Origin of the sequence: Shigella sp. FC1567 (assembly GCF_001743015.1) — a bacterium.
Classification (GTDB): domain Bacteria; phylum Pseudomonadota; class Gammaproteobacteria; order Enterobacterales; family Enterobacteriaceae; genus Escherichia; species Escherichia coli.
The window spans coordinates 1-12,313 of sequence record NZ_MIIV01000038.1 but is presented as its reverse complement, the minus strand read 5'-3'; the positions used below and the strand labels follow the sequence as shown (position 1 = coordinate 12,313).

Annotated in this window: 12 protein-coding genes and 4 pseudogenes; 8 read left to right on the top strand and 8 right to left on the bottom strand. The window is 48.4% G+C overall.

Features of this window, described 5'->3' with window-relative positions:
• On the top strand, nucleotides 1-235 hold a 235-nt coding region (locus BHE85_RS03325; protein WP_146627965.1), incomplete at its 5' end, for an integrase core domain-containing protein.
• A gap of 11 nt (nucleotides 236-246) precedes the next feature.
• On the top strand, nucleotides 247-1,659 hold the full coding sequence (locus tag BHE85_RS03320) for a 6-phospho-beta-glucosidase (RefSeq protein ID WP_128832469.1): 1,413 nt from the start codon (nucleotides 247-249) through the stop codon (nucleotides 1,657-1,659).
• Between the two features lie 56 nt (nucleotides 1,660-1,715).
• Here BHE85_RS03320 and marB read toward each other — a convergent pair.
• From marB to marR, 3 genes and pseudogenes are all read right to left on the bottom strand, one after another.
• Nucleotides 1,716-1,933: pseudogene (gene marB, locus BHE85_RS03315) on the bottom strand (multiple antibiotic resistance protein MarB).
• Nucleotides 1,934-1,964: 31 nt separating this feature from the next.
• Nucleotides 1,965-2,348 carry an MDR efflux pump AcrAB transcriptional activator MarA gene (marA, locus tag BHE85_RS03310; RefSeq protein ID WP_000091199.1) on the bottom strand — a complete coding sequence of 128 codons (384 nt, stop codon included), beginning with the start codon at nucleotides 2,346-2,348 and terminating at the stop codon, nucleotides 1,965-1,967.
• Nucleotides 2,349-2,367: 19 nt separating this feature from the next.
• Complete coding sequence (marR, locus tag BHE85_RS03305) at nucleotides 2,368-2,802, bottom strand: multiple antibiotic resistance transcriptional regulator MarR (RefSeq protein ID WP_000843419.1); 435 nt, start codon at nucleotides 2,800-2,802, stop codon at nucleotides 2,368-2,370.
• Between the two features lie 211 nt (nucleotides 2,803-3,013).
• Between marR and marC the strand changes: the two genes are divergently transcribed.
• On the top strand, nucleotides 3,014-3,679 hold the full coding sequence (gene marC / locus BHE85_RS03300) for an NAAT family transporter MarC (RefSeq protein ID WP_000885033.1): 666 nt from the start codon (nucleotides 3,014-3,016) through the stop codon (nucleotides 3,677-3,679).
• 24 nt (nucleotides 3,680-3,703) lie between these two features.
• On the opposite strand, the gene ydeA is transcribed toward marC, so the two are convergent.
• The 3 genes and pseudogenes from ydeA to ptrR all read right to left on the bottom strand — a co-directional run bounded on the left by ydeA (nucleotide 3,704) and on the right by ptrR (nucleotide 7,117).
• A complete protein-coding gene (gene ydeA, locus BHE85_RS03295) occupies nucleotides 3,704-4,894 on the bottom strand; it encodes an L-arabinose MFS transporter (protein WP_000210799.1) in 1,191 nt (396 codons plus the stop codon).
• Nucleotides 4,895-5,043: 149 nt separating this feature from the next.
• Nucleotides 5,044-6,158: pseudogene (gene yneK / locus BHE85_RS26680) on the bottom strand (putative protein YneK).
• Between the two features lie 77 nt (nucleotides 6,159-6,235).
• Nucleotides 6,236-7,117 (bottom strand): putrescine utilization regulator PtrR, encoded by an 882-nt coding sequence (gene ptrR / locus BHE85_RS03280; protein WP_000366476.1) that lies wholly within the window; start codon nucleotides 7,115-7,117, stop codon nucleotides 6,236-6,238.
• Nucleotides 7,118-7,217: 100 nt separating this feature from the next.
• Here ptrR and sad point away from each other — a divergent pair, with 100 nt between their 5' ends.
• The 5 genes and pseudogenes from sad to BHE85_RS03255 form a co-directional block, all read left to right on the top strand.
• Nucleotides 7,218-8,606 (top strand): succinate-semialdehyde dehydrogenase, encoded by a 1,389-nt coding sequence (gene sad / locus BHE85_RS03275; RefSeq protein ID WP_001296740.1) that lies wholly within the window; start codon nucleotides 7,218-7,220, stop codon nucleotides 8,604-8,606.
• Nucleotides 8,607-8,669: 63 nt separating this feature from the next.
• Complete coding sequence (glsB, locus tag BHE85_RS03270) at nucleotides 8,670-9,596, top strand: glutaminase B (protein WP_000257409.1); 927 nt, start codon at nucleotides 8,670-8,672, stop codon at nucleotides 9,594-9,596.
• A complete protein-coding gene (locus tag BHE85_RS03265; RefSeq protein WP_001191027.1) occupies nucleotides 9,596-9,955 on the top strand; it encodes a DUF4186 domain-containing protein in 360 nt (119 codons plus the stop codon). Before glsB ends, BHE85_RS03265 begins: the two co-directional genes overlap by 1 nt.
• 138 nt (nucleotides 9,956-10,093) lie before the next feature.
• On the top strand, nucleotides 10,094-11,512 hold the full coding sequence (locus tag BHE85_RS03260; RefSeq protein WP_039064145.1) for a sensor domain-containing diguanylate cyclase: 1,419 nt from the start codon (nucleotides 10,094-10,096) through the stop codon (nucleotides 11,510-11,512).
• A 226-nt stretch (nucleotides 11,513-11,738) separates the two neighbouring features.
• Nucleotides 11,739-11,978: pseudogene (locus BHE85_RS03255) on the top strand (mannitol dehydrogenase family protein); the annotation flags it as partial.
• A gap of 8 nt (nucleotides 11,979-11,986) precedes the next feature.
• Here BHE85_RS03255 and BHE85_RS03250 read toward each other — a convergent pair.
• Nucleotides 11,987-12,223: pseudogene (locus tag BHE85_RS03250) on the bottom strand (integrase core domain-containing protein); the annotation flags it as partial.
• A gap of 23 nt (nucleotides 12,224-12,246) precedes the next feature.
• The coding region (locus BHE85_RS28335; protein WP_371261907.1) for a hypothetical protein at nucleotides 12,247-12,313 on the bottom strand (67 nt) is incomplete at its 5' end.

The following is a 12,313-nucleotide window of genomic DNA, read 5'->3' as shown; positions in this document are numbered from 1 at the left end:
GCGCGGAAACTGCTGGGATAACAGCCCAATGGAACGCTTCTTCAGGAGTCTGAAGAACGAATGGATGCCGGTGGTGGGTTACGTAAGCTTCAGCGAGGCAGCTCACGCCATAACGGACTATATCGTTGGATATTACAGCGCACTAAGACCGCACGAATATAACGGTGGGTTACCCCCAAACGAATCGGAAAATCGATACTGGAAAAACTCTAACTCGGTGGCCAGTTTTTGTTGACCACTTCATTTATGGGGCGCGCGGTAGCCGCGCATCAGTTGGAAGGTGGCTGGAATGAAGGAGGAAAAGGCATCAGTATCGCTGATGTGATGACTGCTGGCGCTCACGGGGTGCCGCGTGAAGTGACAGAAGGCGTTATCGACGGGCTTAATTATCCCAATCATGAAGCAATTGATTTTTATCATCGCTATAAAACAGATATTCAGTTATTTGCCGAGATGGGATTCAAATGCTTTCGAACTTCCATTGCCTGGACACGAATCTTTCCGCAAGGTGACGAACAGGAGCCGAATGAAGAGGGTTTACAATTTTATGATGATCTGTTCGATGAATGCCTTAAGCAGGGAATGGAACCTGTGGTGACGCTTTCACATTTTGAGATGCCTTATCATCTGGTGACAAAATATGGTGGCTGGCGAAACCGTAAACTGATCGACTTTTTTATCCGCTTCGCATCAACGGTCTTCACGCGCTATAAAGAAAAAGTAAAGTACTGGATGACGTTTAACGAAATCAATAATCAGGTGAATTTCAGCGAAAGCCTGTGTCCATTTACTAATTCCGGTATCTTGTATTCGCCAGAGGAAGATATCAATGAGCGCGAACAAATAATGTACCAGGCGGTACATTACGAGTTAGTTGCCAGTGCCCTGGCGGTACAGACTGGAAAATCGATCAATCCTGAATTTAACATTGGCTGTATGATCGCCATGTATCCCATCTATCCTCTGACGTGTGTACCCAACGATATGATGATGGCCACGAAAGCAATGCATCGTCGTTACTGGTTTACTGATGTTCATGCTCGTGGATATTATCCGCAACATATGCTGAATTACTTTGCCAGGAAAGGATTCAACCTCGATATCACACCAGAAGATAACGCGATTCTTGCCAGTGGTTGTGTCGACTTTATCGGCTTTAGCTACTACATGTCTTTTACGACACAATTTTCGCCCGATAACCCGCAACTGGATTATGTTGAACCACGAGATTTGGTCAGCAACCCTTATATCGATACATCCGAATGGGGATGGCAAATTGATCCGGCAGGGCTACGTTATTCACTCAACTGGTTCTGGGATCATTTCCAGTTGCCGCTGTTTATTGTCGAAAATGGATTTGGTGCGGTTGACCAGAGACAAGCTGACGGCACGGTGAACGATCACTATCGCATTGATTACTTTGCTTCCCATATTCGGGAAATGAAAAAAGCCGTAGTTGAAGATGGTGTTGACTTAATTGGCTACACCCCGTGGGGCTGCATTGACCTGGTTTCTGCCGGAACAGGGGAAATGAAAAAGCGCTACGGAATGATTTATATCGATAAAGACAACGAAGGGAAGGGAACGCTGGAACGGATACGTAAAGCGTCGTTTTACTGGTATCGGGATCTCATCGCCAACAATGGCGAAAATATTTGAGACTTGAGGAAGATATTACGGAGATGTCAGGCTCTGTGATCAGAGCCTGACAATAACTACATAGCGTGTTGATTATAATAGGGCACGCCGAGCGCATCCGACTTATCACTGCCAGTACCCATGTGATTTAAATCAAACGTGGTTGTTCCTGCGATGGGGGAACAACCACGACATTGGCACAAGAAGTAACAACTGGCTGCGTGGTTTGTTCCGCAACGCCCTGCGCGGAAAAGAGAATAAGCGCAGCTGCTATTGCGGATGAAAGTGGTTTCATGATTGCCTCAGTGACGTTGTCACGTTATCAACTAGCTATTGTAATGATTTAATGGATGTAAAAAGCGCGATTCGCCCTGCATATTGGTCATCCGGTATTTATGTGGCGGAACATCAAAGTAATTTTTGAAGGTTCGGGTCAGAGTTTGTTGCGACTCGAAGCCATATCGTTCTGCCAGATAGAGTATCGGCTCGTTACTTTCCTTCAGCTTTTGCGCGATTTCCGTCATCTTACGGCTGCGGATGTATTGGCCTAATGAATGACCGGTTTCTTTTTTAAACATCCGTTGCAGGTGCCATTTAGAGTAACCTGAACGCTCTGACACTTTCTCCAGTGACAGTGGCGATTCCAGGTTGTCCTCGATCCAGTCCAAAATGCTATGAATGGTAATAGCGTCAGTATTGCGTCTGGACATCGTCATACCTCTTTTTTGTTTACGGCAGGACTTTCTTAAGCAAATGCTCAAGTGTTGCCACTTCGTCCGCCGTCAGGTTTTTTGTTAATTCTTGATGCAGGTCCTGGCCAACTAATTGATGGCATTGTTCGCATATTGCCGCGCCGCTGGTGGTAAGTTTTACCAGTACGCCGCGCTTATCATTCGGGTTCGGCAACCTTTCAACCCAGCCTTTACAGACCAGGCGATCCAGCATACGGGTCAGTGCTCCAAGGTCGACAGACAACACTTTTTTCAGTTCAACCGGAGTAATACACGCCGCGCAGCGGATAGAGCAGAGCACCTTAAACTGTGCCGCGGTAATATCCAGCGGAGACAGATACTCGTTAAGCAGACGATCTTTCTTCTGATTAACCATATGGATTAAGCGACCCAATGGAATAATTTCATTGAACAGATCGCTGGTACTTTTCACATTAGTTGCCCTGGCAAGTAATTAGTTGCAGGGGGTAATATTGCCCAGGCAAGTATAAGTCAAATAAATGAATTGACCGATGCCACGTTTTGCTAAATCGGTTCAAGTTTTGGTCAATGCGATGCAAGGTTAGCTAAAGAGTGACACTTTATCCTTGTTTACCCCTTATACTTTTCGCTGATAACCCAGATACACTGGATAACAACCACCAATGTTAGATTTGTTTAAAGCAATTGGCCTGGGGCTGGTGGTGTTACTGCCGTTAGCTAACCCATTAACAACTGTCGCGTTATTTCTTGGCCTGGCAGGCAACATGAACAGTGCCGAACGTAATCGTCAGTCGTTGATGGCCTCGGTGTACGTATTTGCCATCATGATGGTGGCGTATTACGCCGGGCAACTGGTGATGGATACATTTGGCATTTCGATTCCCGGTCTGCGAATTGCAGGCGGCTTAATCGTCGCGTTTATCGGTTTTCGGATGCTCTTTCCGCAACAGAAAGCGATTGATTCACCGGAGGCGAAAAGCAAGTCGGAAGAGCTGGAAGATGAACCCAGTGCCAATATTGCCTTTGTGCCGCTAGCAATGCCAAGTACCGCTGGTCCGGGAACCATAGCGATGATTATTAGCTCGGCGTCCACAGTGCGTCAGAGTTCAACCTTCGCTGATTGGGTACTGATGGTTGCGCCGCCGCTGATCTTTTTCCTGGTGGCGGTTATTTTGTGGGGAAGCCTACGCAGCTCCGGCGCAATTATGCGGCTGGTGGGCAAGGGTGGCATTGAAGCGATCTCCCGTCTGATGGGATTCCTGCTGGTATGTATGGGTGTGCAGTTTATTATTAACGGCATCCTGGAAATCATTAAAACGTACCATTAAAAAAGGCCCGAATGGGCCTTTCAACTATTGCGTCTGTTCTTCGAGTGTCACTGGCCAGCGGCGAAATATAATGATTGACCATATTAACGCGGCAAAAGCAGGCACCGCGCCCACATAACCAATCATCGACATTGACCAGTGCAAACTCACCTGATTACCTACCAACGCACCCGCCCCGATTCCAATATTAAATATGCCGGAGAATAGCGCCATCGCGACGTCGGTAGCATCTGGTGCCAGCGCCAGCACTTTAACCTGCATACCAAGCCCGATGATCATCATCGCGATCCCCCAGAAAATACTCAGCACCCCGAGGTGTATTTCACTGTTCGCCGCAGGTAGCAGCAGTGCCAGACACACCAGCAACAGCGCAATCGCCGTACTCACCAACGCAGACGCATACTGATTACCCAGTTTACCGAAAATCACGCTGCCAATAATGCCCGCACCACCGAGTAATAACAGTAATGCCGTGGCAAAGTTGGCGCTGAATCCCGCAATGTTTTGCACAAAAGGCTCGATATAGCTGTATGCCGTGTAATGGGCGGTGACAACCACCACAGTTAACAAATAAATGCTCATCAATGCCGGGCGGCGGAACAATAGCGGGAGGCTTTTCAATGAACCGGAATGCTCACTGGGCAGTAAGGGAAGTAACTTAATCAGGCACAAAAGGGTGATAAGCGCCCCAATACCAATCGCGAAGAAGGTCATTCGCCAACCGAAATACTGCCCCACAATGCGCCCGAGAGGTAAACCTAAGACCATCGCCAGTGCTGTACCGGTGGCAATTAAACTCAAGGCCTGTGCCCGCTTCCCGGCCGGAGCCATACGGATCGCCAGAGACGCCGTAATCGACCAGAAAATCGCATGTGCAAAAGCCACACCAATGCGACTGATCACCAGAACGGTAAAGCTCCACGATAAAAACGACAGTACGTGGCTGGCAATAAACACCACAAACAGGCAGATCAGTAATTTGCGCCGTTCAACCTGACTGGTCATTAACATAAAAGGCAATGACATTAGCGCTACTACCCATGCGTAAATGGTCAACATGATGCCGACCTGAGCGGTTTGCATGTGAAAACTTTGCGCAATGTCAGAGAGCAGGCCAACAGGGACAAATTCGGTGGTGTTGAAGATGAAGGCGGCGACTGCCAGCGTAACGACCCGTAGCCACGCCACTTTGCGGGAAACAGTGTTTGTTGTCATAACAGATTATCGGGTGAGTTGCGAAAAAGTGATGAAATGATCTTAAAACGGTTAATGATGTGAATACAATGCATTTGTGATCTGGATCGCGTTTTCCGTTTCTCTGACGCTGATTCTGTTCCGCGTCAGAGAGTCGGTAACATCACGGTTTAATGACGTTCAGGGAGGTCTGGCGTTTTGGCGGTTGCGGGTATAGGTGGTCTGACAGGGGAGCGAGGCCTGTTTTTCACCAGGTCTTCGTGAGTAACTTTTGGCGGCGTTTCATTTTTTACAAACAGTTTGAGGGTCCTGCGCGCCATATGCTTGATAATTTTATCATCACTTAATGATGCTGGCATCAACACGTCATTCAGATCACTTTCATTGGGATTCATAAATTGGTGATAGTGCAATAACATATTGGCGAAAAATAAAAAAAAGTCCTGAAAATGAGGAGATTCTTGTTCTGCTAAAAGGGATAAAAAGCAGATGCAGACTTCGGGTAGTACATGTTTGTTAGAACCTAATGAATCCATCAGGCTTTGCAATAAATCCTCTTTTAATTCGCCGTCTGTTATGTCGAGAATGGCGGTGATCAAGTTAGGATCTTTATTGACGAACCATCTGTGAACCTCAGAGTTACTCCATAATCGGGGGAGTATGACAAAATTACCGCGAGAGATAAAATTCAGGACAAGCAAATCAAACTGGCGTAAGTAATCTGCAGCGGTATGGTGATCCGGAGGCAGGGGTTCAATATGTGGTGTATGCGCTTTTTTGATGGGGACGCCAAGGTGGATCATTGGAAATTGTTCAATAAAATCATTCAGAAACAGAAAGAGCACACGCTCGACGCCGGTGTGAAATACGCGCCCCATAGTGACAGGCTTTGGGTTGGGAGCGCAAAAATATTAATTTCTCCATCATGGCGAAAATTATCTAAATAAATAGGGTTTAAATTTATTACTACCTGAAATTCAATATTTTCTTTGTGTCTTCCATTCTTGACGGGATAAGTGAGTTTAAACTGAACCTTTTCATTGTATAGTGTGTCGTTACCCCGAAAAGAAGTCCTCTGAATATATGATAAGTTATCAAGGTTGTTAAATATCTTTTTTGTGGCTGAGTTGGTGTTTAAAGACGTGCGCCACTCTTCATCACATATTATGGTACTGAGTGCATCAATAAAATTCTTTAAAACTTCTTTTACCTGAGGTGCAATATTACGTACGGGAAAATCATCAGGAAGAAATATGTAATTACTGATGCTTACTGGCGTAACCATATTTGCCCCATATAGTCATAAGTCATCGGAACATCACTATATAGGGCATTTGAGCTGCAAGAACTATCAAAAATAGCTCATTGGTAACCCTGTTTTGCCGAGTCAGGCACATCCAGTAGTTGAATAAATGCCTCAAGCGGACGCGTTTTCGCACCACGACGCCAGACCAGCCAGGTTGTTAACCAACGCCATTGCTCAGCTAACGGCCACGCTTCAACCTGGTGATGCCCCGGCATACTTTCCAGCATAGAGCGTGGAATAAGCGCAATGCCTGCTCCTGCGACCACACAGGCCAACATCCCGTGATACGACTCCATCTCGTGAATAGTTCCCGGAGCGGCACCGTCAGCATGAAACCAGCTCTCGAAGTGGCGACGATACGAACAATTGGCGCGGAAGGCATAAATGTTACTGCCGTTAACCTGACTGGCGCGGATTACTGGCGCATGACCTTGTGGCGTGACGATCATCAGCTCCTCGCGGTATACCGGTATCCCGTCAATGGCAGTATGGTTAATGGGCCCATCAATAAATGCCGCATTCAGTTTTCCCTCCAGCACTCCTTCCAGCATAGTGCCGGAAGGGCCGGTGGAAAGTGAAAACTGAATTTTGGGATAACGATGGTTGAATTCCGCCAGCGTGGCCGGAATGCGCACTGCTGCGGTGCTTTCCAGCGAACCAAGAGAAAATAAACCTTGCGGCTCATCGCCAGCGACAACGCTCCGCGCTTCATCCACTAACGCGAGAATTTGTTGGCTATAGCGTAAAAAGTTATGCCCGGCAGGAGAGAGACGTAAACGCTGATTCTCGCGAATAAACAGATCTACCCCCAGTTCTGTTTCCAGCTGGCGTAGACGGATAGTGAGATTCGACGGCACGCGAAGCACTATTGCTGCTGCCTGGGTTATGCTGCCAGCTTCGGCAACCGCGTTGAACATCTCCAGTTGGGTCAGATCCATAATATTCTCGATTCGTGAATAAGTGGCTTAATATTATTCATTTTAAAGCAAGAGTAAATCTGCGTATCTTCATACCATGACTCATAAAGGAGATACCCCGATGACCATTACTCCGGCAACTCATGCAATTTCGATAAATCCTGCCACGGGTGAACAACTTTCTGTGCTGCCGTGGGCTGGCGCTAACGATATCGAAAACGCACTTCAGCTGGCGGCAGCAGGCTTTCGCGACTGGCGCGAGACAAATATAGATTATCGTGCTGAAAAACTGCGTGGTATCGGTAAGGCTCTGCGCGCCCGTAGCGAAGAAATGGCGCAAATGATCACCCGTGAAATGGGCAAACCAATCAATCAGGCGCGCGCTGAAGTGGCGAAATCGGCGAATTTGTGTGACTGGTATGCAGAACATGGTCCGGCAATGCTGAAGGCGGAACCTACGCTGGTGGAAAATCAGCAGGCAGTTATTGAGTATCGACCGTTGGGGACGATTCTGGCGATTATGCCGTGGAACTTTCCGTTATGGCAGGTGATGCGTGGCGCGGTTCCCATCATTCTTGCAGGTAACGGCTACTTACTTAAACATGCGCCGAATGTGATGGGCTGTGCTCAGCTCATTGCCCAGGTGTTTAAAGATGCGGGAATCCCGCAAGGCGTATATGGCTGGCTGAATGCCGACAACGACGGTGTCAGTCAAATGATTAAAGATTCGCGCATTGCTGCTGTCACGGTGACCGGAAGTGTTCGTGCGGGAGCGGCTATTGGCGCACAGGCTGGAGCGGCACTGAAAAAATGCGTACTGGAACTGGGCGGTTCGGATCCATTTATTGTGCTTAACGATGCCGATCTGGAACTGGCGGTTAAAGCGGCGGTAGCCGGACGTTATCAGAATACCGGACAGGTTTGTGCAGCGGCAAAACGCTTTATTATCGAAGAGGGAATTGCTTCTGCATTTACCGAACGTTTTGTGGCAGCTGCGGCAGCCTTGAAAATGGGCGATCCCCGTGATGAAGAGAACGCTCTCGGACCAATGGCTCGTTTTGATTTACGTGATGAGCTGCATCATCAGGTGGAGAAAACCCTGGCGCAGGGTGCGCGTTTGTTACTGGGCGGGGAAAAGATGGCTGGGGCAGGTAACTACTATCCGCCAACGGTTCTGGCGAATGTTACCCCAGAAATGACCGCGTTTCGGGAAGAAATGTTTGGCCCTGTTGCGGCAATCACCGTTGCGAAAGATGCAGAACATGCGCTGGAACTGGCTAATGATAGTGAGTTCGGCCTTTCAGCGACCATTTTTACCACCGACGAAACACAGGCCAGACAGATGGCGGCACGTCTGGAATGCGGTGGGGTGTTTATCAATGGTTATTGTGCCAGCGACGCGCGAGTGGCCTTTGGTGGCGTGAAAAAGAGTGGCTTTGGTCGTGAGCTTTCCCATTTCGGCTTACACGAATTCTGTAATATCCAGACGGTGTGGAAAGACCGGATCTGACGCGACATATTCAGCTCTGATATACTCGCAGGTCTTTTCAGACCTGCGGTCCAGGAGTAGAAAGTGGCAGTCGCCATGGATAATGCAATTTTAGAAAACATCTTGCGGCAAGTGCGGCCGCTCATTGGTCAGGGTAAAGTCGCGGATTATATTCCGGCGCTGGCTACAGTAGACGGTTCCCGATTGGGTATTGCTATCTGTACCGTTGACGGACAGCTTTTTCAGGCCGGAGACGCGCAAGAACGTTTTTCCATTCAGTCTATTTCCAAAGTGCTGAGTCTCGTTGTCGCCATGCGTCATTACTCCGAAGAGGAAATCTGGCAACGCGTCGGCAAAGATCCGTCTGGATCACCGTTCAATTCTTTAGTGCAACTGGAAATGGAGCAGGGTATTCCGCGTAATCCGTTTATTAATGCTGGTGCGCTGGTGGTCTGCGATATGTTGCAAGGGCGATTAAGCGCACCACGGCAACGTATGCTGGAAGTCGTGCGCGGCTTAAGCGGTGTGTCTGATATTTCATACGATACGGTGGTAGCGCGTTCCGAATTTGAACATTCTGCGCGAAATGCGGCTATCGCCTGGCTGATGAAGTCGTTTGGCAATTTCCATCATGACGTGACAACCGTTCTGCAAAACTACTTTCATTACTGCGCTCTGAAAATGAGCTGTGTAGAGCTGGCCCGGACGTTTGTCTTTCTGGCTAATCAGGGGAAAGCTATTCATATTGATGAACCTGTGGTGACGCCAATGCAGGCGCGGCAAATTAACGCGCTGATGGCGACCAGTGGTATGTACCAGAACGCGGGGGAGTTTGCCTGGCGGGTGGGGCTACCGGCGAAATCTGGCGTTGGTGGCGGTATTGTGGCGATTGTTCCGCATGAAATGGCCATCGCTGTCTGGAGTCCGGAACTGGATGATGCAGGTAACTCGCTTGCGGGTATCGCCGTCCTTGAACAATTGACGAAACAGTTAGGGCGTTCGGTTTATTAATGCAGTCTCTCGATCCACTCTTCGCGCGTTTATCCCGTTCAAAATTTCGCTCTCGCTTTCGTCTGGGCATGAAAGAGCGTCAGTATTGCCTGGAGAAAGGCGCGCCAGTCATCGAACAACATGCGGCGGATTTTGTCGCTAAACGTCTTGCTCCGGCATTACCGGCTAATGACGGTAAGCAAACACCCATGCGCGGGCATCCGGTGTTTATCGCTCAGCACGCCACCGCGACCTGCTGTCGCGGTTGTCTGGCTAAGTGGCATAACATTCCGCAGGGTGTTTCGTTAAGCGAAGAACAACAACGTTATATCGTGGCGGTAATCTATCACTGGCTGGTTGTACAGATGAATCAGCCATGAGAATTGCGGAAAACGATAAAATAGCATTCCCAGGGTACCTTTATTTGCCGCCGCTGTTAGCGAACATGCTATCCTTTATGAGAATTTACTTATTACGTTGAGATAATTGCCACCCGCAATTGTATGGACAGATAATTAATGCATGTACACCCCATTTCAACTTTCCGTTTGTTCCAGGAAGGTCATCTGCTACGTAATAGCATCGCTATTTTTGCGCTAACCACGCTGTTCTATTTTATTGTTGCAGAGTTACGGCTGGTTCACGAACTTTCTCTTTTCTGGCCGCTGAATGGCGTAATGGCGGGGGTGTTTGCCCGCTATGTCTGGCTTAATCGACTGCATTACTATGCGATCAGTTATGTGGCGATGCTGGTTTATGATGCCATAACCACCGAATGGGGACTGGTTTCACTGGTTATCAATTTCTCCAATATGATGTTTATTGTTACCGTCGCCTTACTGGTCGTGCGGGATAAGCGTCTGGGGAAAAATAAGTATGAGCCAGTAAGTGCCTTACGGCTATTTAATTACTGTCTGATTGCCGCATTATTATGCGCTATTGTCGGGGCGATTGGTTCGGTCAGTATTGATAGTCTGGATTTCTGGCCTTTGCTTGCGGACTGGTTCAGTGAGCAATTCTCAACGGGCGTGTTGATCGTGCCTTGTATGCTGACGTTGGCTATTCCTGGAGTGCTGCCGCGCTTTAAAGCAGAACAGATGATGCCCGCCATCGCGCTTATTGTGTCGGTTATTGCCTCGGTAGTCATTGGCGGAGCGGGGAGTCTGGCGTTCCCGCTGCCTGCATTAATCTGGTGTGCAGTGCGCTATACGCCGCAGGTAACATGTCTGTTGACCTTTGTCACCGGTGCGGTGGAAATCGTACTGGTGGCAAATTCGGTGATTGATATCTCGGTCGGTTCGCCGTTCTCCATTCCGGAAATGTTCTCCGCACGTCTCGGTATTGCCACGATGGCGATATGCCCAATTATGGTTTCTTTTAGCGTGGCAGCGATCAATTCGCTAATGAAGCAAGTTGCGCTGCGAGCCGACTTTGATTTTCTGACTCAGGTTTACTCACGGTCCGGTCTTTATGAGGCGCTGAAAAGTCCATCGCTGAAACAGACACAACATCTGACGGTCATGCTGCTTGATATCGACTATTTCAAAAGCATTAACGATAACTATGGACATGAATGTGGCGATAAAGTGTTAAGCGTGTTTGCCCGGCATATTCAGAAGATTGTCGGTGATAAGGGGCTGGTGGCGCGCATGGGCGGCGAAGAATTTGCTGTTGCAGTGCCGTCGGTGAATCCTGTCGATGGTCTGCTAATGGCGGAAAAAATCCGTAAAGGCGTTGAACTGCAACCATTCACCTGGCAACAAAAAACGCTTTATCTCATGGTAAGTATTGGCGTCGGTAGTGGTCGCGCATCGTACCGAACGCTGACCGATGATTTTAATAAATTGATGGTCGAAGCCGATACGTGTCTGTATCGCTCGAAGAAAGATGGGCGCAACCGTACCAGCACTATGCGTTACGGTGAGGAAGTTGTCTGACATCTTTATTCATTCCGCGCGATTTGAATGCAATGTGTTCTACCACTTTATGATCCAGGAAAAGGCGTATTTCCTCGATTAAACCATGATCCGCGCCACACTTTTCTCATAAAACTGCTCATTAATCATCAGGAGTTGATCAAAACAGGGGTTCGGCGTATTAAATTTTGCTAACCTGTCGCACCAATTCAAGCGGGTTGTATGACTAATCAGAAGGGAACCCATTGTGAAAACACTAAATCGTCGCGATATTCCCGGTGCACAGTATCCAGAACGTATCATTCAGTTTGGTGAAGGTAACTTCCTGCGCGCCTTTGTTGACTGGCAAATCGATCTCCTGAATGAGCACACCGATCTGAATTCTGGCGTGGTCGTTGTTCGTCCGATTGAAACTTCATTCCCGCCGTCACTGAGCACGCAGGATGGTCTGTACACCACCATTATCCGTGGCCTGAATGAGAAGGGGTGAAGTGGTCAACAAAAACTGGCCACCGAGTTAGAGTTTTTCCAGTATCGCTTTTCCGATTCGTTTGGGGGTAACCCACCGTTATATTCGTGCGGTCTTAGTGCGCTGTAATATCCAACGATATAGTCCGTTATGGCGTGAGCTGCCTCGCTGAAGCTTACGTAACCCACCACCGGCATCCATTCGTTCTTCAGACTCCTGAAGAAGCGTTCCATTGGGCTGTTATCCCAGCAGTTTCGTAAGCGTCAACGGAGCACCGTATTGACGCTTATTTATTGGTGAGTGCTACGTTCCATGGCAGGAGTTCGTCAACACGGTTGGAAGGCCATTCCGGC